This window comes from Streptomyces sp. NPDC002851, assembly GCF_053591935.1.
In genome coordinates this window covers 1-23979 of the sequence record NZ_JBSFUT010000023.1, presented here as the reverse complement: position 1 = coordinate 23979, position 23979 = coordinate 1, and the positions used below count along the sequence as shown (strand labels likewise).

The 23979-nt window shown below is 71.5% G+C and carries 26 protein-coding genes; 16 read left to right on the top strand and 10 right to left on the bottom strand.

What is annotated here, in order from left to right; all coding sequences use genetic code 11:
- The first annotated feature begins 158 nt into the window (after positions 1 to 158).
- Entirely contained in the window at positions 159 to 689 is a 531-nt protein-coding gene (locus ACWD10_RS23540) for an NUDIX hydrolase (RefSeq protein ID WP_451094062.1), read from the top strand.
- Between the two features lie 36 nt (positions 690 to 725).
- On the opposite strand, the gene ACWD10_RS23535 is transcribed toward ACWD10_RS23540, so the two are convergent.
- Positions 726 to 983, bottom strand: coding sequence for a hypothetical protein (locus ACWD10_RS23535; RefSeq protein WP_451094060.1), 258 nt, complete (start codon positions 981 to 983; stop codon positions 726 to 728).
- 233 nt (positions 984 to 1216) lie between these two features.
- On the bottom strand, positions 1217 to 2074 hold the full coding sequence (locus ACWD10_RS23530) for a 3-hydroxybutyryl-CoA dehydrogenase (protein ID WP_451094058.1): 858 nt from the start codon (positions 2072 to 2074) through the stop codon (positions 1217 to 1219).
- 282 nt (positions 2075 to 2356) lie between these two features.
- Between ACWD10_RS23530 and ACWD10_RS23525 the strand changes: the two genes are divergently transcribed.
- Entirely contained in the window at positions 2357 to 3568 is a 1212-nt protein-coding gene (locus ACWD10_RS23525; protein ID WP_451094235.1) for a glycoside hydrolase family 10 protein, read from the top strand.
- A 109-nt stretch (positions 3569 to 3677) separates the two neighbouring features.
- Here ACWD10_RS23525 and ACWD10_RS23520 read toward each other — a convergent pair whose 3' ends face one another.
- Both ACWD10_RS23520 and ACWD10_RS23515 read right to left on the bottom strand, forming a co-directional pair.
- Positions 3678 to 3884, bottom strand: a complete 207-nt coding sequence (locus ACWD10_RS23520) for a DUF1918 domain-containing protein (protein ID WP_451094056.1) — start codon at positions 3882 to 3884, stop codon at positions 3678 to 3680.
- A gap of 129 nt (positions 3885 to 4013) precedes the next feature.
- A complete protein-coding gene (locus ACWD10_RS23515) occupies positions 4014 to 4985 on the bottom strand; it encodes a DMT family transporter (protein WP_451094054.1) in 972 nt (323 codons plus the stop codon).
- Here ACWD10_RS23515 and ACWD10_RS23510 point away from each other — a divergent pair.
- The 4 genes from ACWD10_RS23510 to ACWD10_RS23495 all read left to right on the top strand — a co-directional run bounded on the left by ACWD10_RS23510 (position 4984) and on the right by ACWD10_RS23495 (position 8688).
- The gene (locus tag ACWD10_RS23510; protein ID WP_451094052.1) at positions 4984 to 6420 is read left to right on the top strand and encodes an aminotransferase-like domain-containing protein; all 1437 of its coding nucleotides are present in this window, start codon (positions 4984 to 4986) and stop codon (positions 6418 to 6420) included. The two genes, ACWD10_RS23515 and ACWD10_RS23510, sit on opposite strands and share 2 nt — an antisense overlap.
- Positions 6421 to 6474: 54 nt before the next feature.
- Complete coding sequence (locus ACWD10_RS23505; protein WP_451094050.1) at positions 6475 to 6942, top strand: GNAT family N-acetyltransferase; 468 nt, start codon at positions 6475 to 6477, stop codon at positions 6940 to 6942.
- A gap of 223 nt (positions 6943 to 7165) precedes the next feature.
- Positions 7166 to 7744 carry a histidine phosphatase family protein gene (locus ACWD10_RS23500; RefSeq protein ID WP_451094048.1) on the top strand — a complete coding sequence of 193 codons (579 nt, stop codon included), beginning with the start codon at positions 7166 to 7168 and terminating at the stop codon, positions 7742 to 7744.
- A gap of 200 nt (positions 7745 to 7944) precedes the next feature.
- The gene (locus tag ACWD10_RS23495) at positions 7945 to 8688 is read left to right on the top strand and encodes a hypothetical protein (RefSeq protein WP_451094046.1); all 744 of its coding nucleotides are present in this window, start codon (positions 7945 to 7947) and stop codon (positions 8686 to 8688) included.
- 25 nt (positions 8689 to 8713) lie between these two features.
- Here the strand turns inward: ACWD10_RS23495 and ACWD10_RS23490 are convergent, their stop codons facing one another.
- Positions 8714 to 9307 carry a TetR/AcrR family transcriptional regulator gene (locus tag ACWD10_RS23490; RefSeq protein WP_451094233.1) on the bottom strand — a complete coding sequence of 198 codons (594 nt, stop codon included), beginning with the start codon at positions 9305 to 9307 and terminating at the stop codon, positions 8714 to 8716.
- 168 nt (positions 9308 to 9475) lie between these two features.
- Between ACWD10_RS23490 and ACWD10_RS23485 the strand changes: the two genes are divergently transcribed.
- On the top strand, positions 9476 to 10279 hold the full coding sequence (locus tag ACWD10_RS23485) for a class I SAM-dependent methyltransferase (protein ID WP_451094231.1): 804 nt from the start codon (positions 9476 to 9478) through the stop codon (positions 10277 to 10279).
- Here ACWD10_RS23485 and ACWD10_RS23480 read toward each other — a convergent pair.
- Together ACWD10_RS23480 and ACWD10_RS23475 are read right to left on the bottom strand one after the other, a co-directional pair.
- Positions 10272 to 10829 carry an FABP family protein gene (locus tag ACWD10_RS23480; RefSeq protein ID WP_451094044.1) on the bottom strand — a complete coding sequence of 186 codons (558 nt, stop codon included), beginning with the start codon at positions 10827 to 10829 and terminating at the stop codon, positions 10272 to 10274. The genes ACWD10_RS23485 and ACWD10_RS23480 overlap by 8 nt on opposite strands.
- Before the next feature lie 269 nt (positions 10830 to 11098).
- A complete protein-coding gene (locus tag ACWD10_RS23475; RefSeq protein WP_451094042.1) occupies positions 11099 to 11290 on the bottom strand; it encodes a DUF6381 family protein in 192 nt (63 codons plus the stop codon).
- Positions 11291 to 11441: 151 nt separating this feature from the next.
- On the opposite strand from ACWD10_RS23475, the gene argC reads away from it, so the two are divergent.
- Genes argC through ACWD10_RS23450 form a run of 5 tightly spaced genes read left to right on the top strand, consistent with a single transcriptional unit; the run spans position 11442 to position 16394 of the window.
- A complete protein-coding gene (argC, locus tag ACWD10_RS23470) occupies positions 11442 to 12470 on the top strand; it encodes an N-acetyl-gamma-glutamyl-phosphate reductase (RefSeq protein WP_451094040.1) in 1029 nt (342 codons plus the stop codon).
- Positions 12467 to 13621, top strand: a complete 1155-nt coding sequence (gene argJ / locus ACWD10_RS23465) for a bifunctional glutamate N-acetyltransferase/amino-acid acetyltransferase ArgJ (RefSeq protein WP_451094038.1) — start codon at positions 12467 to 12469, stop codon at positions 13619 to 13621. The genes argC and argJ overlap by 4 nt, the downstream gene beginning before the upstream one ends.
- A 55-nt stretch (positions 13622 to 13676) precedes the next feature.
- Complete coding sequence (gene argB, locus ACWD10_RS23460; RefSeq protein ID WP_451094036.1) at positions 13677 to 14609, top strand: acetylglutamate kinase; 933 nt, start codon at positions 13677 to 13679, stop codon at positions 14607 to 14609.
- A gap of 38 nt (positions 14610 to 14647) precedes the next feature.
- The gene (locus ACWD10_RS23455) at positions 14648 to 15823 is read left to right on the top strand and encodes an acetylornithine transaminase (protein WP_451094229.1); all 1176 of its coding nucleotides are present in this window, start codon (positions 14648 to 14650) and stop codon (positions 15821 to 15823) included.
- 7 nt (positions 15824 to 15830) lie between these two features.
- Positions 15831 to 16394: an arginine repressor gene (locus tag ACWD10_RS23450; RefSeq protein ID WP_451094034.1), complete on the top strand. Its 564-nt coding sequence runs from the start codon at positions 15831 to 15833 to the stop codon at positions 16392 to 16394.
- Between the two features lie 147 nt (positions 16395 to 16541).
- On the opposite strand, the gene ACWD10_RS23445 is transcribed toward ACWD10_RS23450, so the two are convergent.
- Genes ACWD10_RS23445 through ACWD10_RS23435 form a run of 3 tightly spaced genes read right to left on the bottom strand, consistent with a single transcriptional unit; the run spans position 16542 to position 18896 of the window.
- Positions 16542 to 17531: a bile acid:sodium symporter family protein gene (locus ACWD10_RS23445; protein ID WP_451094032.1), complete on the bottom strand. Its 990-nt coding sequence runs from the start codon at positions 17529 to 17531 to the stop codon at positions 16542 to 16544.
- A 48-nt stretch (positions 17532 to 17579) separates the two neighbouring features.
- Positions 17580 to 18305 carry a L,D-transpeptidase family protein gene (locus tag ACWD10_RS23440; RefSeq protein WP_451094030.1) on the bottom strand — a complete coding sequence of 242 codons (726 nt, stop codon included), beginning with the start codon at positions 18303 to 18305 and terminating at the stop codon, positions 17580 to 17582.
- Between the two features lie 3 nt (positions 18306 to 18308).
- Positions 18309 to 18896, bottom strand: coding sequence for a pyridoxamine 5'-phosphate oxidase family protein (locus ACWD10_RS23435; RefSeq protein ID WP_451094028.1), 588 nt, complete (start codon positions 18894 to 18896; stop codon positions 18309 to 18311).
- 152 nt (positions 18897 to 19048) lie between these two features.
- Here ACWD10_RS23435 and ACWD10_RS23430 point away from each other — a divergent pair, with 152 nt between their 5' ends.
- The 4 genes from ACWD10_RS23430 to ACWD10_RS23415 all read left to right on the top strand — a co-directional run bounded on the left by ACWD10_RS23430 (position 19049) and on the right by ACWD10_RS23415 (position 23931).
- Positions 19049 to 20242 carry an argininosuccinate synthase gene (locus ACWD10_RS23430; RefSeq protein ID WP_451094026.1) on the top strand — a complete coding sequence of 398 codons (1194 nt, stop codon included), beginning with the start codon at positions 19049 to 19051 and terminating at the stop codon, positions 20240 to 20242.
- Positions 20243 to 20297: 55 nt separating this feature from the next.
- Complete coding sequence (gene argH, locus ACWD10_RS23425; RefSeq protein WP_451094024.1) at positions 20298 to 21725, top strand: argininosuccinate lyase; 1428 nt, start codon at positions 20298 to 20300, stop codon at positions 21723 to 21725.
- Positions 21726 to 21838: 113 nt separating this feature from the next.
- Positions 21839 to 22390 carry a TetR/AcrR family transcriptional regulator gene (locus ACWD10_RS23420; RefSeq protein ID WP_451094022.1) on the top strand — a complete coding sequence of 184 codons (552 nt, stop codon included), beginning with the start codon at positions 21839 to 21841 and terminating at the stop codon, positions 22388 to 22390.
- Positions 22391 to 22398: 8 nt separating this feature from the next.
- Complete coding sequence (locus ACWD10_RS23415) at positions 22399 to 23931, top strand: MFS transporter (RefSeq protein ID WP_451094227.1); 1533 nt, start codon at positions 22399 to 22401, stop codon at positions 23929 to 23931.
- Positions 23932 to 23979 lie beyond the last annotated feature (48 nt).

Genomic DNA, 23979 nt, shown 5'->3' with positions numbered 1-23979 from the left:
CGCGTCGCCGCCTTCCTCCGCCTTGCAGTCGCACGCACCAGACCACCGCTCACCTGCACCGGACGGTGGACGCCCACGAAGTCGGCCTGATCCGCCGGACAGGCCCTAGCCCTCCTGCTGCGATATTGCCAGCTATCTCGGCGGAAGGTGGCAGAACCGTGCAGTGGACGAAACTGGAAGAACAAACCGTGTATGAAAACCGCTGGTTCCAAGTCAACCTTGCGGATGTCGCGTTGCCGGACGGCCGGCATCTCGACCACTTTCTGATCCGGCTGCGGCCGGTCGCCGTCGCCACGGTCGTGAACGAGGCCAATGAAGTCCTGTTGCTGTGGCGGCACCGCTTCATCACCGACAGCTGGGGCTGGGAGCTGCCCGCCGGCGTCGTCGAGGACGGCGAGGACATCGCCGTCGCGGCCGCGCGCGAAATGGAGGAGGAGACCGGCTGGCGGCCGGGGCCCCTGAAGCACCTGATGAGCGTCGAGCCGTCCAACGGCCTCACCGACGCCAAGCACCACATCTACTGGTCCGACGCGGGCACCTACATAGGACAGCCGGAGGACGACTTCGAGTCCGACCGGCGCGAATGGGTGCCGCTCAAACTCGTCCCCGACATGATCGCGAGAGGCGAGGTCCCGGCCGCCAACATGGTCGCCGCGCTGCTGCTCCTGCACCATCTGCGGCTCGGCTGAACCGGCGCTGCCACAAGGTCACTTGGGGCACGGGGCCTACTGGCCGAGGGCCTGCCAGATCGCCACCACGAGCGCACCGAGCGCCGCGAGTACCGCGAGGGTGGGCAGGGGCCAGCGGTGGTGCTCCAGGGCGGCGACCCGTTCGCTCAGGTCGTCGATGTCCTTGCCGTGCTGTTCGTCGCGCTGGGACAGCAGGGCCAGCTTGCCGTCGACGCGGGCGAGGCCCACGTCGACGGTGCGCCGCAACTCTGCGTGTTCCTCCAGGACCACGGGATGGTCGGAGTCGGCGGGCACGGTTCGCTCCTCTCGGGCAGTCGTTCCGGTGCGATTCACACATCCCCCTTGGTGCGCACACCTAGTCAATAGCCCAGGTCGGCGCGGCGACAGCGTGTGCGAAAGGCATATGCGGGTCCTTCGCGCACACGGTGTGCGAACCGAACGGGCCCGGCACCCGCGCAGGGGTGCCGGGCCCTCGAATACCGGCCGGTACTGGCTGGATCGATACGGAGCGTGGCTGAAAGCGGAACTCAGTATGTGTAAAAACCCGAGCCGGTCTTCCGGCCGAGGCGGCCCGCGTCCACCATCCGCTGCAGCAGCGGCGGGGCGGCGTACAGCGCCTCCTTGTACTCGGCGTACATCGAGTCCGCGACCGAGGCGACCGTGTCCAGGCCGATCAGATCGGCGAGCTTGAGCGGGCCCATCGGGTGGGCGCAGCCCAGCTCCATGCCGTTGTCGATGTCCTCGCGCGAGGCGATGCCGGACTCGAACATCCGGATCGCGGAGAGCAGATACGGGATGAGGAGCGCGTTCACGACGAAGCCGGAGCGGTCCTGGGCGCGGATCGCGTGCTTACCGAGCACCTTCTCGACCACGGCCTCGGCCCGGCTGATCGTGCCCTCCGAGGTGGTCAGGGCCGGAATCAGCTCGACCAGCTTCTGCACCGGGGCCGGGTTGAAGAAGTGGATGCCGATCACATGGTCCGGGCGCGAGGTGGCCACGGCCAGCTTGACCAGCGGAATGGACGAGGTGTTGGAGGCGAGGATCGCGTCCGATCGGGTCACGACCTGGTCGAGCACCTGGAAGATCTCGGTCTTGACGTGCTCGTTCTCGACGACCGCCTCTATCACCAGGTCACGGTCGGCGAACTCGCCGAGGTCCGTGGTGAAGCTCAGCCGCGCCTGCGTCTCGTCCCGCTCCTCCTCGGTGATCTTGCCGCGCTCGGCCGCCTTGGAGAGGGAGTTGTAGAGCCGGGTACGGCCGATCTCCAGGGCCTCGCCGGTGGTCTCCGCGACCTTGACGTCGAGCCCGGCGCGCGCGCAGACCTCTGCGATACCCGCGCCCATCTGGCCACAGCCCACTACTCCGACGCGTGCGATATCGCCCATAGGGTCGGTCACCTTGTGCCTTTCGCTCTCTTCTACGGCCGGCAGCGCGCCGCCGTACAACAGCGTCTGCCTAGGCCCGCACGTTACTCCGCCGGGTCTAGTGCCCGATCGGCCGGGGCGGCATGCTGTCGTAGGACTGTGACAACAGCAACTAACGTCCTTGGACTGTGACAACAGCAACGAACAACGACACAGCGGGCAACCAGGTGCAGGGGGTGGCATACGGTGCGAATCAGTCGTAGAGCCTTTGGTAGACGCGGCATCGGAGTGGCCGCGGCGGCGATGCTCTCCGGCGTCGCGGCGGCGGGCGAGGCGAGCGCGGCGGGCGCGGCGGGCGCCCGGTCCGCCGCCGATCCGGCCGCCGCCGCGCGGGGCGGGGCGGGGGCGGGTCGCGATTTACGAGGGATGTGGCTGGCGAGCGTCGCCAACCGGGACTGGCCGTCCCGCCCCGGCCTGAGCGCCGCCGAGCAGCGCGCGGAGCTCCTCGCGTATCTGGATGCGGCGGTACGGCGCCGCCTCAACGCCGTCATCCTCCAGGTGCGGCCCACCGCGGACGCCCTGTGGCCGTCACCGTACGAACCCTGGTCGGTCTGGCTCACCGGGACGCAGGGCAAGCACCCGGGCTGGGACCCGCTGGGCACCGCCGTCGAAGAGGCCCACCGGCGCGGCCTCGAGCTGCACGCCTGGTTCAACCCGTACCGGGTGGCGACCCACACCGACCCCTCGCTGCTCGCACCGACCCACCCCGCGCGCCGGCACCCCGACTGGGTGGTGCCGTACGGCGGGAAGCTCTACTACAACCCGGGGCTGCCCGAGGTCCGGGCCTTCGTCCAGGAGGCCATGCTGGACGCGGTGCGCCGCTATCCGGTCGACGCGGTGCACTGGGACGACTACTTCTACCCGTATCCGGTGGCGGGCGAGGTCTTCGACGACGACGCCGCGTACGCGCGGTACGGCGGGGACTTCCCGGACCGGGCGGCCTGGCGGCGGGACAACACCGACCGGCTCGTCCGCGAGATGGGCGTACGCGTACGCCGGGAGCGGGCGACGACGGCCTTCGGGATCAGCCCGTTCGGGGTCTGGCGGAACCGGTCCACGGACCCGATCGGCTCGGACACCCGGGCGGGCGTGGAGACCTACGACGACCTGTACGCCGACACCCGGAAGTGGGTGAAGAGCGGCTGGATCGACTACGTGGTGCCGCAGCTGTACTGGAACATCGGATTCGAGCTCGCCGACTACGCCAAACTGCTGCCCTGGTGGGCCGATGTCGTACGCGGCACCGGCGTGCGCCTCTACATCGGCGAGGCCCTCTACAAGGCGGGTGCCCCCGGGCAGCCCGCGCCCTGGCAGGACGTGGCCGAGCTGTCCCGGCACCTCACGTTCGCCGAGGACCACCGGCGGGTGCGCGGGCACGTCTTCTTCTCCGCCAAAGAGGTGGCCACCGACCCGTTCGGGGCGATGGCCAGGGTGGTCGAGGACCACTATCGGTGAGCACTATCGGTGAGTGGTGAGCACTATCGGTGAGTGAGGAGCAGCCGGTGAACCGGGGGCAGGCGGACGGGGGCTGCTCCACGGCTCACCGGCCGCTCCTCCGCGTCGGCTACGACTGGGATTCCGGATGAGGGTGGTGCCGCACCACGGAGTCGGGTCCTGGGGACACGATGGCCTCGTGGCCGTCGTCCTCGAAGCGGACGCGGAAGGGCGGGCTGCCGTCCTCACCGAGCACCTCGATGATTTTCGCGTACCGGTCGTGCTGTCCGACGATTCTGCCGTGCACCAGCAGGCGGTCGCCCACAGAAGCTTGCATGGGGAGTGTCCTCCTCGCGGGGGCCGAGGTAGCGATCCGTTGTCGTCACTGTACGTCGGGTGGCGAAGGTTGGAACCCGCAAGCGGGGCGGCCGGGTGGTGCGCCCGTGACCACCGGGGGAACAGGGGCCTACGCCCGGCGCTGGGTGACGGCGATGCAGACGAGGACCGCCACCGCGGTCAGCGGCGCCGCCAGGGGCAGCTCCTCGCCGAGCAGCAGCACCGCCCAGCCGAGGGTGAGCAGCGGCTGGGCGAGCTGTAGCTGGCTGGCCTTGGGGACGCCGATCACGCCCATGCCGCGGTACCAGACGACCAGGCCGAGCCACTGCGAGCCGACCGCGAGCCAGAGCATTCCGGCGATGCTGTGCCCGGTCAGCTGGACGGGTTCGAGGGCCAGGGTCAGCGCGGTCGCGGGCACGGCGAGCGGCAGGCACAGGACCAGGGCCCAGCCGATCACCTGCCAGCCGGGCATGACCCGGGCGAGCCGACCGCCCTCGGTGTAGCCCGCCGCGCAGATCAGCAGGGCCGCGAAGAGATACAGATCGGCGGTAGACACGGCGCCGCCACTCTGCGTCACCGTGAACACGAGCACCGCCGCCGCGCCCGCGACCGCCGCGACCCAGAACGCCGGCCGCGGCCGCGACCCGGTGCGCAGCGCCGAGAACAGCGCGGTGGTGAGCGGAAGCAGGCCCACGACGACCGCGGCGTGCGCGCTCGTCGAGGTCTGGAGGGCGAGCGTGGTCAGCAGCGGGAAGCCGACCACGACCCCGGCCGCGACGACGGCGAGCCCGGCCCAGTGCTGCCGCTTCGGCGGCCGGACCCGCAGCGCGAGCAGACAGCCGCCCGCGAGCAGCCCGGCGAGCAGGCTGCGCACGGCGATGAGCGCCCAGGGTCCGAAGCCGTCGAGGGCCCAGACGGTGCCGGGGAAGGTGAGCGAGAACGAGACGACACCGAGCGCGGCCAGTACGGTGCCCCGCGCGGTGCTCCCGCCCGCCGGGCCCCGCGCTGCCGGGTCTGCCTTCGACGGGGAGGCCGCGGTGGCGTCGGCGTCCGCGGTGACCGCTATCCGGCCGGACTGAGTAGCGCTATCCTGTGCTGTCATGCAAGAGCGTAGCAGTGTGGGTGAGTTGGCGGATCGGTTGAGAAGCGAGCTGAATCGCTACTCTCCGGGTGAGAAGCTGCCGTCGAGCCGGGCCCTCGTCGAGGCCCACCGCGTGAGCCCCGTGACGGTATCCCGGGCCCTCGCCCAGCTGGCCGCCGAGGGCCTGGTCGTCACCCGCCCCGGCGCCGGAGCCTTCCGGGCCGCGCCGCCCACCGCCACCGTGCCGACCGGCGACACCTCCTGGCAGCAGCTGGCCCTGAGCGCCGACGCGGCCACCGAAGCGGTGCCCCGTACCGTCGACGCGACCGGCGTACTCGCCACCCTCGCCGCGCCGCCCACCGGCGTCATCGAGTTCAACTGCGGCTATCTGCACCCGAGTTTGCAGCCCGAGCGCGCCATGGCCACCGCGCTCGCCCGCGCGGGCCGACGCCCCGGCGCGTGGGGGCGGCCGCCCGCGGACGGCCTGCCCGAGCTGCGGGAGTGGTTCGCGCGCGGCTGCGGCGGTGCGGTCACCGCGTCCGAGGTGCTGATCGCCTCGGGCGGCCAGTCCGCGCTCACCACGGCGCTGCGCGCGCTCGCGCCGCCCGGGGCGCCGGTCCTGGTCGAGTCGCCCACGTACCCCGGCATGCTGGCGATCGCGCAGGCCGCGGGGCTCCGGCCGGTTCCGGTGCCGGTGGACACCGAGGGCGTACGTCCGGAGCTGCTCGCGTCCGCGTTCCGGGCGACCGGCGCCCGGGTGTTCGTCTGCCAGCCGCTCTTCCAGAATCCGACCGGCGCCGTGCTCGCCGGGGACCGGCGGGGTGCGGTGCTCCGGGCGGCGCGGGAGGCGGGCGCGTTCGTCGTGGAGGACGATTTTGTCCGCCGTCTCGTGCACGAGGACGCGGGGCCGCTGCCCGCCCCGCTGATCGCCGACGACCCCGACGGCCGCGTCGTACACGTCTGTTCACTCACCAAGGCGACCTCGCCGAGCTTCCGGGTGTGCGCCCTGGTGGCCCGCGGACCGGTGCTCGAACGGCTGCGCGCGATCCAGATCGTCGACCACTTCTTCGTACCCCGGCCGCTCCAGGAGGCCGCGCTCGAACTCGTCGGCGCCCCCGCCTGGGGCCGCCATCTCCGTTCCGTCGCCGCACAGTTGCGGGAGCGCAGGGACGCCATGACCTCGGCAATCCTGCGCGAGCTCCCCGAACTGGCCCTGCCGCACATCCCCTCCGGCGGCTACCACCTGTGGCTGCGCCTGCCCGACGGCGCTGACGAGGCACCCCTGGTGTCGGCCGCGCTGCGCGCCGGGGTGGCGGTGGCGGCGGGCCGCCCGTACTTCTGTGCCGAACCGCCCGCCGGGTACGTCCGGTTGAGCTTCGCCGGGCTCGCCGGGCGGGCCGAGATCGTCGAGGGCGTACGGCGGCTGCGCACGGCCTGCGACGAGGTGCTCGGCTGAGCACTCCGTGGAAATGGTTCGACGGTGGGCGGAAGCGGGTGCGAGGCTCCGGTCATGAGCACGACGTACGACGCACACAGCCCGGGCCGGGACGACGCCACCCCGCACCCTGCCTACGAGATCTCCACCGACCCCGGCCGCCTGGACGCCGCCCGCATCCACCGCTGGCTGTCCACCGACGCGTACTGGGCGCTCGGGCGCAGCCGCGAGAAGCAGGACCGGGCGATCGCCGGATCGCTCAACTTCGGTGCGTACGACGGGACTTCGGGCGAGCAGCTGGCGTACGCCCGGGTCGTCACGGACCGGGCGACCTTCGCCTGGCTCTGTGACGTGTACGTCGACCCGGCCGCGCGCGGCACCGGCCTCGGCACCGCGCTCGTGAGCGCGGTCCGGGACGAGCTGGCCCCGTACGGCCTGCGCCGCATCCTGCTCGCGACCGCGGACGCGCACGGGGTGTACGAGAAGGTCGGCTTCAGCGCCCTGGAGAACCCGGAGAAATGGATGGCGCTCGGGCTGCAGTGACGAGCGGCGGGCGGTGAGTGGCGCAGGTGAGTGGCGCCGGGCGGCGGTGGCGGCCGTGCGGGTGGCGGCGGTGCGCCCGCTCGCTCTCATAAACGTTCTCATACGCGACATACACGACCTCATGTACGACCTCATACACGACCCCATGATGTGAACACGGGACCAATCAGGCGTCACACCTTCACCACTTGACCTGCGCAGCCTCTCCGCCCACGATCGCCGCATGCATGTCCGGGTCACCCTCCTCGCCGCCGCACGCAGCTCGTCCCTGCTCGCGGAGCGGTTCGACGACGACCGGCCGCTCGACCAGGCCGGGTGGCACGACGTACAGCGGGCCGCGCCCGCCCTGGTGCCGCTGGCCGTGGCCGAGCTGCGCTACTGCTCGCCGAGCCCGCGCAGCCGGACCACCGGCGACGCGCTCGGCCTCGCGCCGCTCGCCCAGCCCGCCCTGCGCGACTGCGACATGGGGCGTTGGCGCGGCCTGACCCTGGCCGAGGTGACCGCCCAGGAACCGGCCGCGGTCGACGCCTGGCTCGGCGACCCCCGCTCGGCGCCGCACGGCGGTGAGTCGCTGCTTGCCTTCATATCCCGCGTGGGTCGCTGGCTGGACACCCGCCCGGCCGAGGACGGCGGCCGCATCGTGGCCGTGGCCGAGCCCGGGGTGGTGCGGGCGGCCGTGGTGTACGCCCTGATGGCACCCCCGGCGACGTACTGGAACATCGACGTCCGCCCGCTCTCGACGGTCGCCGTCACGGGCCGGGCGGGCCGCTGGAGCCTACGACTCGACCAGAACCGGTCTTAGGCCGCCCTGTCTCCAAAGATGCCCAACGGTGCCCAATGGTGCCCAACGGTCTCCGCGGCCCTGCGGAACTACGCCTCTGGGAGCAGCGCGACCGCCTCCGCCGGTGGGACGAACTCGGCTGCCGGATCGGGGAGTTTGGGACCGCGCGGGCTTCGCCCGTTGCCGCCGTCCCAACGACCGTGGAGAGACAGGAAGACGTCATGACGACGCCCCGGCCCAAGCCCAAGCCCGAGCCCAAACCCGCGCTCGCGCCCACACCCGCTCCCACCCCCATAGCGCCGGACGACCGACGCCGGAAAACGTCACTGGCCGCCGGGATCGGGTTCCTGCTCGCCTTCCTCGGGTTCGCCGCGGTCGGCAGCCTGCTCGCCGACGATCCGCTGCCGCAGCCGGATGCCGCGACGAGCGAGGTCGTTCACTACTACGCCAACAACGCGTCGGCCGCCGTGATCACCGGCGTGCTGATGCTGCTCTGCGCGCTGGCCCTGGCCGTTTTCCTGCGCAGCGCCGGGAACACGGTGATCCGCGAGGGGCGAGCCCGTGCCGCCGCCTGGACGGCGGCCGCGCTCCTGACGGTGTCAGCTGTGCTCGGCTTCGCCCTGGCCGGGTTCACGTCCGACCTGTCCGGCGACACGGTGGAGCTGCTGCGCGATGCGAACTTCGTCTCCGGTGGCACCCTGCACGTGGCCGCCCTCGGCCTGTTCGCGCTGTTCACCTGCCGTGCCGCGGGTGACGCGACGCCGATCGGCCGCGGCGCGGCGCGGTTCGGCCATGTCGCCGGGGGAGTCGCCGTCCTGTCCCTGCTGTCGCTGGTCGTGCCCGCCGTCTCGCCGCTCATCCCGGTCGGCCGCGTTCTGGTGATGGCCTGGGTGATCACCGTCGCGGTCGGCGCGCTGAACGCGGCCGAGCCGGGTGCCGGGCGGCAGCCCCGTCAGGCCGACTGACCGCACGGGCGGCCTCCGGCCGCGGTCACCGCTCCCGTACGACACCGCCAAGGACCGTCGTCACCGCTCTGCCGACCGCCTCCGCCTCCGGCGGGGGCCCGGTGCGGTCGGCGAAGAGCAGGTGGCCGGTACCGATCAGGGTGGCGGCGAGGGTGTCCACGTCGGCGTCGACCGCGATCCGGCCGAGGTCCCGCTCGGCGGTGAGGTACCCGGCGAGTACGGCCGTGGCCTCGGTGAGCAGTGGGATGCCGGTCGGTGTGGTCTCGCGCAGCCGGGCGCGCAGCGTGTCCCGGGAGGTGACGAGGCCGACGACGGCCACGGCCACGGATCCGAACAGATCCGTCAGGACGCCGGTGAGGTGGCCGGTCACGCCCCCGGTCCCGGCCGCGGCCCGTAGCTGGGCGGCCTGGTCGTCGAGCCGCGCTATGCGGTCCCGTACGAGCTCGGCGAGGAACGCGTCGAAGTCGGTGAAGTGCCGGTGCAGGACGCCCTTGGCGACGGCTGCCTCTGTGGTGACGGCCCTGCTGGTCAGCGCGTTCGGCCCGTCCCGGAGCAGCACGCGCTCGGCGGCGCCGAAGAGCTGTTCGCGTACGTCGCGGATATGGACCCCGGTCGGCACCGTGCGCACCTGCCTTTCTCCCACTCGTCTCCCGCCCGTCTCCCGCCCGGGACCTTACCTCGGACGACGTGGGGCCCGATTGACGAGTGGGCATGTGCCCACCATAGTGGGCGCATGCCCACTCCACCGTCGACTCCGCCCGCCCAAGAGCCGTTCAAGGAACGAGGGATGGCCGAGTCCTTCGGCACCGACGCCGACCGCTACGACCGCGCCCGCCCCCGATATCCCGACGCTCTGATCAAGCGGATCATCGCCACGAGCCGCGGGCCGGACGCACCCGATATGCCTGACGACCGACGCGACGTGCTCGACGTGCTCGACGTCGGCTGCGGCACCGGCATCGCTGCCCGGCAGTTCCAGGCGGCCGGATGCCGGGTGCTCGGGGTCGACGTGGACGCGCGGATGGCCGAGTTCGCGCGGGCTCACGGGGTCGACGCCGAGGTCGGGGCCTTCGAGTCCTGGGACCCGGCCGGGCGGACCTTCGACGCGATCGTCTCCGGGCAGACCTGGCACTGGATCGAACCGGTCGCCGGGGCGGCCGCGGCGGCGCGGGTGGTGCGGCCGGGCGGCCGGTTCGCCGCCTTCTGGAACGTCTTCCGGCCCGCGGCCGACGTCGCCGAGGTCTTCTCCGCGGTGCACCGACGCATCCTGCCCGACGCGCCGCTCAACCCCTGGGCGGTGCCCCCGCTCGACGCGTACGGGTCGATCCTGGACAAGGCCGCCGACGGGATACGGGCGACGGGCGCGTTCGCCGAGCCGGAGGAGTGGCGCTTCGACTGGGAGCGGGCCTACACCCGGGACGAGTGGCTGGACCAGCTCCCCACCAACGGCCTGGCCGGAGTCCTGCCGCCGGACCGCCTCGCCGCCATCATCACCGCCACCGGCCGCGCGATCGACGCGATGGGCGGTGGCTTCGCGATGGGCTACACGGCGGCGGCGGTCACCGCACGACGGACGGCCGCGCTCACCTAGTGGCCAAGCGCCGCAGCTTCGCCGCGAGGTGGTGCTGCAACGGCTGGCCGACCGCCGCGAGGTCATGGACGAACGTCAGCGTGTCGCCGTCCGCCGCTTCGGTCAGGGTGTAGCGGCGGCGGGTTGCCTCGACCTCCTTGGCCGTGGGCGTACGGGACACATGGTCGGTCGCGAGGTCGATCGTGCCCGCGGCCGCGTGCCCGACCGCGATCTCCGCGATCCCGGTGGGCTGCGTGATCAGCGCCTCCACGCGGCCGTCGGGCTGGAGCCGCCACCAGCCGCTCTCCCGGGCCGCGGGCCGCAGCGGCGCGCCGTCCGGGTCGAGCAGCCAGGCCCGGGCCTCGTAATGGAGGAAGGGACGGCCGTCGTGGCTGAAGGTGACCCGCTGCGCGTACGCGAAGTCCGCGCCGAGCGTCGGATATCCGCCCTGGCCCCGGCCGTGCCAGGTGCCCAGGAGGCCGAGCACGGGCGCGAGCAGCGGGTGCGGCTCGGGCTCCTGGTCCGGCCGCAGGGCGTCGGGGTACGGAAGCTCCGGTGCGGGGTCGAACACGGCGTGCGCTCCTCGGGTCGGGGGCGGGTTCGGGCGGCCGGGGGAAGCCTAGGGCCTGGGAAGCCCAGGGGTCGTCTCCCCTAGGGCCCGTCCCCCCGAGGGCCCGTCTCCCCCCGTGGGCCCGTCTCCTCGAGGGTCCGTCTCCTCGAGGGTCCGTCTCGTCGAGGGCCCGCTTCCCCTGGGGCCTGCCCGCCGAGAAGAGCTGATGCGCCGGGCAACGGAACGGGGCGCGACCCACCGGCCGCGCCCCGTTTCCGTCTCCCGTCGACTCACTCCGAGGGGTAGATGTCCCCGCCCCGCATCATGCTTTCCTGCTCGGCGTCGGACTTCAGCTTGCGGGCCCGTTCCTGGAGCCGCTTGCGCTCGTCCGGGTCGTTGGTGCGTTCCGCGGTGGCCTTCAGTTCTTCCGCCTTGTCGCGCATCTGCTGGATGCGTGCGCGTACCTCGTCCCTTGCGCTCATGATCGGTCCTCGCACTGTGTAGCTCGCACTGTGTAGGGGGGACTGCGCCTACCAGCGAATCAGGCCCGGCGGCCGTCGGCACCTCGAGAGATCCCGCATTGCATAAAACTTCAGAGCTACGTATAGTCATGCCATCAAGGAGGAGGGTCCGATGGCAGTACGTGCGGCAGTCGCAGGGGCGAGCGGATACGCGGGCGGGGAGCTGCTGCGGCTGCTCCTGGCCCATCCGGAGGTCGAGATCGGCGCCCTGACCGGGCACTCCAACGCGGGGCAGCGCCTCGGCGCGCTTCAGCCGCAGCTGCTTCCGCTGGCCGACCGCGTCCTGGAGCCGACCACTGCCGAGCACCTGGCCGGTCACGACGTCGTGTTCCTCGCGCTGCCGCACGGCCAGTCGGCCGCCGTTGCCGAGCAGCTCGGCCCGGACGTCCTCGTCGTCGACATGGGCGCCGACTTCCGGCTCAAGGACGCGGCGGCCTGGGAGAAGTTCTACGGCTCGTCGCACGCCGGGACCTGGCCCTACGGGCTGCCCGAACTCCCGGGCGCCCGCGCCGCGTTGGCGGGGTCCAAGCGGGTCGCGGTGCCCGGCTGCTACCCGACCGCCGTCTCGCTCGCCCTCGCGCCCGCGTACGCCGCCGGGCTCGCCGAGCCGGAGGCGGTGATCGTCGCGGCCACCGGCACGTCCGGCGCGGGCAAGGCGCTCAAGCCGCATCTGCTCGGCTCCGAGGTGATGGGCTCGATGTCGCCGTACGGCGTGGGCGGTGGCCACCGGCACACCCCCGAGATGATCCAGAACCTCGGCGCCGCCGCGGGCAAGCCGGTCACCGTGTCCTTCACGCCGACGCTCGCCCCGATGGCCCGGGGCATCCTCGCCACCTGCAGCGCCAAGGCCGAGCCCGGCGTGAGCGCCGAGTCGCTGCGCGCGGCGTACGACAAGGCGTACGCGGACGAGCCGTTCGTGCACCTGCTGCCCGAAGGCCAGTGGCCCGCCACGGCCTCCGTCTACGGCTCCAACGCCGCACAGCTCCAGGTCGCGTACGACGAGAGCGCCGGCCGGATCATCGTGATCAGCGCCATCGACAACCTCACCAAGGGCACCGCCGGTGGCGCGGTGCAGAGCATGAACATCGCCCTGGGGCTCGATGAGACCACTGGGCTTTCTTCGATCGGAGTCGCGCCGTGAGTGTTACGGCAGCCAAGGGATTCACGGCGGCGGGCATTGCCGCCGGGATCAAGGAGAACGGGAACCCCGACCTGGCCCTCGTGGTCAACACCGGGCCCCGCCTTGCCGCCGCGGGCGTCTTCACCGCCAACCGCGTCAAGGCCGCCCCGGTCCTGTGGTCCGAGCAGGTACTCAAGGGCGGCCTGGTCTCCGCGGTGGTCCTCAACTCCGGTGGCGCCAACGCCTGTACGGGCCCCAAGGGCTTCCAGGACACGCACGCGACCGCCGAGAAGGTCGCCGAGGTGCTCGACGTGAACGCGGCTGAGGTTGCCGTCGCGTCGACCGGGCTCATCGGCGTAACCCTGCCCATGGACAAGCTGCTTCCGGGCGTCGAGCAGGCCGCGGCCGCACTGTCCGGGCACGGCGGTGAGAAGGCCGCCATCGCCATCAAGACCACCGACAGCGTGCACAAGACCGCGGTCGTCGAGCGCGACGGCTGGACCGTCGGCGGCATGGCGAAGGGCGCGGGCATGCTCGCCCCCGGCCTCGCCACCATGCTGGTGGTGCTCACCACCGACGCCGACGTGGACAGCGCCACACTCGACCGGGCGCTGCGTGCCGCCACCCGCACCACCTTCGACCGGGTGGACTCCGACGGCTGCATGTCCACCAACGACACCGTGCTCCTGCTCGCCTCCGGCGCGACCCACATCACCCCGGAGTACGCCGAGTTCGCCGAGGCGGTACGGAGCGTCTGCGACGACCTCGGGCGGCAGCTGATCGGCGACGCCGAGGGCGCGAGCAAGGACATCAAGATCGAGGTGATCAACGCCGCGAGCGAGGCCGACGCCGTCGAGGTCGGCCGCTCCATCGCCCGTAACAACCTCCTCAAGTGCGCCATCCACGGCGAGGACCCCAACTGGGGCCGGGTGCTCTCCGCGATCGGCACCACCTCGGCGGCCTTCGAGCCGGACCGTCTCAACGTCGCGATCAACGGCGTATGGGTGTGCAAGAACGGCTCCGTCGGCGAGGACCGCGACCTGGTCGACATGCGCTACCGCGAGGTCGCCATCACGGCCGACCTGGCCGCGGGCAGCACGGACCCGGTAGTGATCTGGACCAACGACCTGACCGCAGACTACGTACACGAGAACAGCGCGTATTCCTCCTGAGTACTGACTGAGCACTGAGCAGCACGCCGACTACCCGGGGACAAGAGCAGAGGCCATGACCGCTCGTAAACACACCGCACTGCCCAAGGCGCAGATCCTCATCGAGGCACTGCCCTGGCTGACCCGGCACCACGGCAAGACCGTCGTCATCAAGTTCGGCGGCAACGCCATGGTCGACGAGGAGCTGAAGGCCGCCTTCGCGCAGGACGTGGTCTTCCTGCACCACGCCGGTCTCAAGCCGGTCGTCGTGCACGGCGGCGGCCCGCAGATCAGCAAGGCGCTCGACCGGCACGGCATCGTCAGCGAGTTCAAGGCGGGCCTGCGCGTCACCACCGAGGACGCCATGGACGTCGTACGCATGGTGCTCGCCGGACAGGTGCAGCGCGAGCTGGTCGGCCTGCTCAACCAGCACGGCCCGCTCGCCGTCGGCCTGACCGGCGAGGACGCGCACACCATCACCGCCACCAAACACCAGCCGGAGATCGAGGGCGAACTCGTCGACATCGGCCGGGTCGGCGAGATCACCGAGATCGACACCGGCGCCATCGAGGCGCTGCTCGCCGACGGCCGCATCCCGGTGGTCTCCTCCATCGCCCGCTCCGAGGACGACGGTCACGTCTACAACGTCAACGCCGATACGGCGGCCGCGGCGCTCGCCGCCGCGCTGGGCGCCGAGACCCTGATGGTCCTCACCGACGTCGAGGGCCTCTACGAGGACTGGCCCCACAGCGACGACGTGATCAGCCGCCTGACCGCCGCCCAACTCGAAAAGCTCCTGCCGGAGTTGGCCAGCGGCATGGTGCCCAAGATGGAGGGCTGCCTGCACGCCGTGCGCAACGGCGTGAACACCGCCCGCGTCATCGACGGCCGGGTCCAGCACTCGATCCTGCTTGAGATCTTCACGGACGAAGGCATCGGCACCATGGTCGTGCCGGACGCCCTCGCCACCGACACCACCACCGACGTGACCGAAGGGGGAGCGCAGTGACGTCCAACCAGGAGTACGCGCAGCGCTGGCAGGGCGCGATGATGAACAACTACGGCACCCCGCTGCTCCCGCTGGTGCGCGGCGAGGGCCTGAAGGTGTGGGACGCCGACGGCACCGAGTACCTCGACTTCGTCGGCGGCATCGCGGTCAACGCCCTCGGGCACGCCCACCCCGCCGTGGTCCGTGCGGTCAGCGACCAGGTCGCCACCCTCGGGCAGGTCGCGAACTTCTTCGTCACCGAGCCGACCGTCACGCTCGCCGAGAAGCTGCTCCAGCACTTCGGGCGCGCGGGCCGGGTCTTCTTCTGCAACTCCGGTACGGAGGCCATCGAGGCCGCGTTCAAGATCGGCCGCCTGACCGGGCGCTCGCACATGGTCGCCACCGACGGCGGCTTCCACGGCCGCACCATGGGCGCCCTCGCGCTCACCGGTCAGCCGGCGAAGCAGGAACCCTTCCGGCCGCTGCCCGGCGACGTCACACATGTCCCGTACGGCGACATCGAGGCGCTGCGCAACGCGGTGACGACCGACACCGCGCTGCTCGTCATCGAGCCGATCCAGGGCGAGAACGGTGTCGTCGTGCCCCCGGCCGGATACCTCAGGGCCGCCCGGGAGATCACCGCGGCCACCGGCACGCTGCTCGTCCTCGACGAGGTGCAGACCGGCATCGGGCGGACCGGCCACTGGTTCGCGTACCAGGCCCACGAGGGCGTCGAGCCGGACCTCGTCACGCTCGCCAAGGGCCTCGGCGGCGGCCTGCCCATCGGCGCGACCGTGGCCTTCGGCGCCGCGGCCGACCTGCTGGGGCCCGGCCAGCACGGCACCACCTTCGGCGGCAACCCGGTGACCTGTGCCGCGGGCGTGGCCGTACTCGACACCATCGCCGGTGACGGGCTGCTCGACCATGTGAAGCGGCAGGGCGAGCGGCTCCGCGACGGAATCGAGGGTCTGGGGCACCCTCTGGTCGGCCACGTCCGGGGGGCCGGGCTGCTCCTGGGTATCGTGCTCACACAGCCGCTTGCCCCCCAGGTGCAGCAGGCGGCCCAGGACGCCGGCCTTCTGGTGAACGCGCCCGCTCCCGACGTCGTCCGGCTGATGCCGGCACTGACGGTCGGTGACGCGGAGGTGGAAGCGTTCCTCCAGACCCTGCCCGGCGTCCTCGACCAGGTCCAAGAGGCCCAACAGGCTTACGGGGACGGACGATCCGGAGAATGAGACGACGATGAGGCTGCAGGACAACGAGCGGGGCGAGCGGGGCGAGCCACTCGCCGACAACGGCGGACCCGCCGTACCCCAGACGCGTACGGCCCGCCACCGCCGGATCGTGGACATCCTCAACCGGCAACCGGTGCGCTCCCAGAGCCAGTTGGCGAAGCTGCTCGCGGACGACGGGCTCTCCGTCACGCAGGCGACGCTGTCCCGGGATCTGGACGAGCTGAACGCGGTGAAGATCCGGAACAACGACGGGGATCTGATCTACGCGGTGCCCAGCGAGGGCGGCTTCCGCACCCCGCGTGCCCCGCTGGGGGAGTCCGCCAAGGAGGAGCGGATGCGCCGCCTCTCCGCTGAACTCCTCATCTCCGCCGAGGCGTCCGCGAACCTCGTCGTGCTGCGGACGCCGCCCGGGGCCGCCCAGTTCCTCGCCTCGGCGATCGACCAGGCGGAACTCCACGACATCCTGGGCACGATCGCGGGCGACGACACGTTGCTCCTCATCAGTCGCGAGCCCACGGGTGGGCAGGCCCTGGCCGACCATCTGCTGAGCCTGGCGCAGCAGGCCCGGTGACTGGTCCCAGCCCGTCCGGCGTTTGAGGACGAGCGCGTTCAGCGCGATGAGCCGGGGGTCTGGGGGCGCTGCATCCATTAGCGGCTTCGCCGCGGGCCCCAGTTTCGGGAAGGGGCGGGACTGGGGAAAGAAACCCGCGCTGACCCACTACCCTCGCTGCCGCGCAACCCACCAGGCCACAACGGCCCCTGACACGTTGTGCCACACGGAGAACACCGCCGCCGGAAGCGCCGCCAGAGGGCTGAAGTGCGCCGTCGCCAGCGCAGCGGCCAGCCCCGAGTTCTGCATCCCCACCTCGAACGCGAGCGCCCGGCTCTGCGGCGCACCGAGCCGGGCCAGGCGCCCGGTCGTGTAACCGAGCGCGAGGCCCAGGCTGTTGTGCAGCACCACCGCGACCATCACGAGCGCGGCCGCCGACTTGATGGCGTCCGCGCTCGCGGCCACCACCACGGCCACGATCACGGCGATCGCGACCGCCGACAGCCAGGGCAGCGCGCCGAGCACCCGGTCGACGTACCGGCCCGCGAACAGCCGTACCAGCAGACCGCCGATCACCGGAAGCAGCACGGTCTTGACGATGTCACCGGTCATCGAGGCCGCGTCGATGGGCAGGAACGTGCCCGCGAGCAGCAGCGTCAGGGCCGGGGTGAGCAGCGGCGCGAGCATCGTCGAGACGCTGGTGACGGAGACGGACAGGGCCACGTCGCCACGGGCGAGATAGGTGACCACGTTGGAGGCGGTGCCGCCCGGCGCACAGCCCACCAGGATGACGCCCGCGGCGAGTTGCGGCGGCAACGACAGGGCGTGCGCGATCAGCCAGCCGAGCACCGGCATCACCAGATACTGCGCGGCGAGGCCGAGCGCGACCGCCCAGGGCCGCTTGAGTACGCCCTTGAAGTCGACGGGCGTCATCGTCAGGCCCATGCAGAACATGACGATGCCGAGCAGATAGGGCACCTCGGTCTTCCACGGCGCGAAGGTGCCCGGTATCGCCAGACCGAGGGCGCCCGCGGCGAGCACGAGAACCGGGAAGATGGTGACGGCGCGGCGGGCCGCACGATCGTCGGATCCCTGGGACCCCTGGGCGTCAGCGGGTTCTGCTTGCGTATCCACGGCGCGATGGAACGCCGTGGACATGACGCCCCGCAATCCCGTCTCGATATGTGGTCGTTGCACCCACCCGTCTCAGGTCCCCGCGCGGGCCCGGGTGATCGCGGTCGGTCCGGACCGCGTCCCGATCGCGAGGTGCGGATCCCGCCGCGGCTCGGCCCAGTCGAGGATGCGGCGCATCGCCCCGGCCGGTACGGAGACACAACCGGCCGTCGGGCCACGCCCGTTGACGTGCAGGAAGATCCCGGCGCCACGGCCGCGCACCGGCTGCGCGTAGTTGAAGCCGACGACGAGGGCATACGCGTACTGCCGCCGGTAATCGGCAAGATGCTCCGACTCGGCGGCGCGGCAGTCGGCGGGCAGCGGCTGCACCCAGCGGTTGTAGGAGCGCGACCGGTTGTCCTGGCACCACCAGGAGTCGGGGCGCACCCGGCGGTACGGGGTCGTGGTCCCGGCGGGCGCGGCCGCGGTGCCGAACGCGTACGGCAGGTCGTACACACCGGTCGGCGTGGTGGACGTGCCCTGCCGCCGCTTCGCCCCCTCGACCAGCCCGCCCGCCCCGAACCGTGCGGCCGCCGAACCGGCCGCGACCCAGCGCCCGCCGCGCCGGTCCCACCAGGTGACCCGGCCCGTGGTGGACCCGGCCCGGGGCGCCACGGCGGTGATCAGCTGACTGCCGCCGCCCGTCTCGGCCATCCGGTCGGGCAACGCGGTGGGCGCGGCGCCCGTCGGGGGCGGCGCGGCGCCGAGGGCCGTGGCGGCGAGCAGGGTCAGGGACGCGACGGTTCCACTTAAGCGCATGGCTCAGAACGTACTGGGCGGCAGCGGCAACGGCAGTCCGGGAAGGCCGTCCAGGCTGCTTTCGATGTGGTCCTTCTTCTGGAAGTACGCGCTGAGGGAAGCGTCGTCCTCGCGGGCGAAGCGCTTGCGGTGCAGGTCGCGGTCCTCGTCGTACGTCATGAAGGGCACCGCGTAGCCGCAGGTGTCGCGGATGAGTTCGGCCGTCACGACGATGATCGCGCGCAGGCCGTGCCCGGCGGGGTCGATGCGGGTGAAGTGCCCGAGCAGCTCGGTGAAGCGGGGGTCGTCACGGAAGACGGGCTCGCCGCGGCCGTGCACCCGGACGATGTTGGGCGGGCCCTGGAAGGCGCACCACATGAGCGTGATGCGGCCGTTCTCGCGCAGATGCGCGACGGTCTCGGCGTTGCTGCCCGCGAAGTCCAGGTAGGCGACGGTGCGTTCGTCGATGACGGCGAAGGAGCCGGTCAGACCCTTGGGTGAGAGATTCACCGTGCCGTCGCCCGAGAGCGGGGCGGTCGCGGTGAAGAACATCGGCTGCTCCTCGATGAAGGTGCGGAGCCTGCCGTCGATGCGCTCGTAAGTCTTTCCCATGGCTAAGGATTATTCGCGGAATTCCTTCGCCTGTCTAATGATTTCACGCCCGTCTCGCGAGGCGGCCGTCGTCGGTCCGGTGCCGCATTGACGAATCATGCAGAGTTCTGCATACTCATGCATGACGTTGATTGCACCGTAAGGAGAAACCCGTGACCGAGCGCGTCGTACTCGCCTATTCGGGCGGCCTTGACACCTCCGTCGCCATCGGCTGGATCGCCGAGGAGACGGGCGCCGAGGTCATCGCCGTCGCCGTGGACGTCGGCCAGGGCGGCGAGGACCTGGACGTCATCCGCAAGCGCGCGCTCGCCTGCGGTGCGGTCGAGGCCGAAGTCGCGGACGCCAAGGACGAGTTCGCCGATGAGTACTGCCTCCCGGCGATCAAGGCCAACGCCCTCTACATGGACCGCTACCCGCTGGTCTCGGCACTCTCCCGGCCGACCATCGTCAAGCACCTGGTGGCCGCCGCCGAGAAGCACGGCGCCTCCACGGTCGCCCACGGCTGCACCGGCAAGGGCAACGACCAGGTCCGTTTCGAGGCCGGCATCGTCGCCCTCGCTCCCGACCTGAAGTGCATCGCCCCGGTCCGCGACTACGCGATGACCCGGGACAAGGCGATCGCCTTCTGCGAGGAGAAGGGCCTGCCGATCGCCACCACCAAGAAGTCGCCGTACTCCATCGACCAGAACGTCTTCGGACGGGCCGTCGAGACCGGCTTCCTCGAGGACATCTGGAACGCCCCGATCGAGGACGTCTACGAGTACACCGAGAACCCGGCGACCTCGCGCGACGCCGACGAGGTGATCATCACCTTCAAGGAGGGCGTCCCGGTCGCCATCGACGGCAGGCCCGTCACCGTGCTCCAGGCCATCCAGCAGCTCAACGAGCGGGCGGGCGCCCAGGGCATCGGGCGGATCGACATGGTCGAGGACCGGCTCGTGGGCATCAAGTCCCGTGAGGTGTACGAGGCTCCGGGCGCCATCGCCCTGATCACCGCCCACCAGGAGCTGGAGAACGTCACGGTCGAGCGTGAACTCGCCCGGTACAAGCGGCAGGTGGAGCAGCGCTGGGGCGAACTGGTCTACGACGGCCTGTGGTTCTCGCCGCTCAAGCGGGCCCTGGACGGCTTCATCAACGAGGCCAACCAGCACGTCTCCGGCGACATCCGGATGACCCTGCACGGCGGCCGCGCGGTCGTCACCGGCCGGAAGTCGGACCAGTCCCTGTACGACTTCAACCTCGCCACGTACGACTCGGGCGACACCTTCGACCAGTCCAAGGCCCAGGGCTTCATCGACATCTTCGGCCTGTCCCAGAAGATCGCCGCCAAGCGTGACCTCGGCTGACCGGTCCGAGCAGTAGCGTGAGCCGCACACCCACCACCCTCCGAGGAGCAGAGCAGTGAGCAGCAACACCGGTGACGTCCGCCTCTGGGGTGGCCGCTTCGCCGACGGACCCGCCGAGGCCCTGGCGAAACTCTCCGCGTCCGTCCATTTCGACTGGCGGCTCGCGCCGTACGACATCGCGGGCTCCCGCGCCCACGCGCGCGTCCTGCACAAGGCGGGCCTGCTCACGGAGGACGAGCTGGAGCGCATGATCGCCGGGCTCGACCAGCTGGAGGCGGACGTCGCGGACGGCTCCTTCACCGGCACCATCGCCGACGAGGACGTGCACACCGCCCTGGAGCGCGGCCTCCTGGAGCGGCTCGGCCCGGACCTCGGCGGCAAGCTGCGCGCCGGGCGGTCCCGTAACGACCAGGTGGCGACGCTCTTCCGGATGTACCTGCGGGACCACGCCCGCATCATCGGCGGCCTCATCACCGAGCTTCAGGAGGCCCTCGTCGGCCTCGCCGAGGCGCACCCGGACGTCGCGATGCCCGGCCGTACGCACCTCCAGCACGCCCAGCCGGTGCTCTTCGCGCACCACGTCCTCGCGCACGTGCAGTCCCTGTCGCGGGACGCCGAGCGCCTTCGCCAGTGGGACGAGCGCACCGCCGTGTCGCCGTACGGCTCGGGCGCGCTCGCGGGGTCCTCGCTCGGCCTCGACCCGCAGGCCGTGGCGGCCGACCTGGGCTTCGAGCACGGCTCGGCGGGCAACTCGATCGACGGGACGGCCTCGCGGGACTTCGTCGCCGAGTTCGCCTTCATCACCGCGATGATCGGCGTGAACCTCTCCCGGATCGCCGAGGAGATCATCGTCTGGAACACGAAGGAGTTCTCCTTCGTCACGCTCCACGACGCCTTCTCCACCGGCTCGTCGATCATGCCGCAGAAGAAGAACCCGGACATCGCGGAGCTGGCCCGCGGCAAGTCAGGGCGTCTCATCGGCAACCTGACCGGCCTGATGGCCACGCTCAAGGCGCTGCCGCTCGCGTACAACCGCGACCTCCAGGAGGACAAGGAGCCGGTCTTCGACTCCTGCGACCAGCTGGAGATCCTGCTCCCGGCCTTCACCGGCATGATGGCCACGCTCACCGTCAACCGGGAGCGGATGGAGGAGCTGGCCCCGGCCGGTTTCTCGCTCGCCACCGACATCGCCGAGTGGCTGGTCAAGCAGGGCGTCCCGTTCCGCGTCGCGCACGACGTCGCGGGCGCGTGCGTCAAGGAGTGCGAGCAGCACGGCATCGAGCTCGACCAGCTCACCGACGAGCAGTTCGCCAAGATCTCCGAGCACCTCACGCCCGAGGTGCGCTCGGTCCTCAACGTCCCCGGCGCCCTGGCCTCGCGCAGCGGCCGCGGCGGTACGGCGCCGTCCGCCGTCGCCGTCCAGCTGGCCGAGGTCAAGGAGGACCTGGCGGTGCAGAGGGCCTGGGCCACGGCCAAGCAGTAACCGTCTGAGCGCTCTGGAAAGGCCCGCCGTGCGACGTACGGCGGGCCTTTCGCGTGCCCGGAATCGTTCTTAAGAATGAGACGTACGTGTCTCATATGGGCTATCGTTGTCTCATGGCAGTCGATCGAGAACAGGTGCTGCGCACCGCCGCAGCCCTCCTGACCCGTAAAGCCACCGCCACGATGGACGAGGTCGCGCGGGCGGCGGGCATCAGCCGCGCCACCCTGCACCGCCACTTCGCGGGCCGCGAAGCACTCGTACGCGCCCTGGAGGACCTGGGCCTGCGCCAGCTCGGCGAGGCCCTGGACGCGGCGCGGCTCGACGAGGGCGCGGCCGAAGAGGCGCTGCGGCGGCTCGTCGCCGCGACCGAGCCGGTGGCCGGATTCCTCGCGTTCCTCGTCACCGAGAACCAGCTCTTCGAGGGCGAACAGGTCAACGAGGGCTGGAACCGCATCGACGCGCGCATCTCGGCCCTGTTCCAACGCGGCCAGGAGACGGGCGAGTTCCGTATCGACCTCACCCCGGCCTGGCTGACCGAGGCCCTGTACGGCCTGATCGGCTCCGGCGCCTGGTCCGTGCAGGAGGGCCGGGTCGCCGCCAATGACTACCAGTACATGATCGTCGAGCTGCTGCTCGGCGGTGCCCGACGGAGTGTGGAGAAGTGACCAGCACAGTGCGGCAGACGGCGGCCCGGCAGGGACGGCGACTCGAGCAGGAGGCACAGCACCCGGGGCGCTGGCTCGCCCTCGGTGTCCTCGTCCTCGCCGTGTTGCTCGTGGCCGTGGACGCGACCGTACTCGGCCTCGCGACGCCGTACCTCAGCGAGGACCTGAAGCCCTCCGGCACCCAGCTCCTGTGGATCGGCGACGTCTACTCGTTCGTCATCGCCGGTCTGCTGGTATCCATGGGCAGCCTCGGCGACCGCATCGGCCGCAAGAAGCTGCTGCTCACGGGCGCGGTCGCGTTCGGCGCGGTCTCCGCCCTGACCGCGTACGCCACCAGCCCCGAGATGATGATCGTCGCGCGGGCGCTGCTCGGTGTCGCGGGCGCGACGCTGATGCCGTCCACGCTGGCCCTGATCCGGAACATCTTCCACGACCCCAAGGAGCGCAGTCTCGCCGTCGGCATCTGGGGCGCGGCGGCCTCGGCGGGCATGGCGGTGGGACCGGTGGTCGGTGGCGCCCTGCTCAACCACTTCTGGTGGGGCTCGGTCTTCCTGATCAACCTGCCGGTGATGGCGGTGCTCGTCCTCGTCGGCGTGAAGCTGCTCCCGGAGTCGCGTGACCCGCGTCCGGGCCCGTGGGACCTGCCGAGCGTCGCACTCTCCTTCGTCGGCATGGTGGCGATCGTGTACGCGGTCAAGGAGGCCGCCGTCTACGGCTTCCGCTGGGACATCGCGGCGGCCGCCGCGCTCGGCCTGGGCTGTCTGTCCTGGTTCGCCCGGCGGCAGTTGACGCTCGACTCGCCCCTGCTCGACATGCGGCTCTTCCAGCACCGTGGGTTCACCGGCGCCGTCCTGGCCGACCTTCTGACGATTCTCGGCCTGGCGGGTCTGGTCTTCTTCCTGTCGCAGTTCCTGCAACTGGTGCAGATGCGTACGCCGTTGGGGGCGGGCCTCATCGAACTCCCGGCGGCCGTGGGCGCCGTGGCCACCGGACTCGTCGCCGGGTTCATCGCACGGCGGACCTCGGTACGGATCGCGATCTCCGGCGGCCTCGCGGCGGTCGGCCTGGCCCTCGCCGCCTGCACGGCCCTGGACGCGGGCACCTCGGCGGTCTCGATGTGCGTGGCGCTGTTCATCGGCGGCGCGGGCGCGGGCCTGGCCTTCACGGTGACCGCGGACGTGATCCTCTCCAGCGTCCCCAAGGAGCAGGCGGGCGCGGCGTCGGCGGTCTCCGAGACGGCGTACGAACTCGGCTCGGCCCTCGGCATCGCCCTGCTCGGCTCCGTGGTGACCGGCGTCTACCGCGACTTCACCGCACCCACGGGCGTACCCGCCGAGACGGCCGCGGCCGCCCGCGACTCGCTCGGCGGCGCGGTCGAGGTGGTCAAGGAGCTACCGGGCGACCAGGGCGCGGCACTCCTGAAGGCGGCTCAGGACGCGTTCACGGCGGGCTTCGAGACGGCGGCCGGGGTGGCGGCGGCGGTGCTGTTCGCTGCGGCGGTGGCGGCGTGTGCGGACTGCTTGAGGGTGGCGGCCGGGTAGGCGGCGATGGCGTTCTGGGCGTCGGGAATGTCGACGGTGTCGACCTTG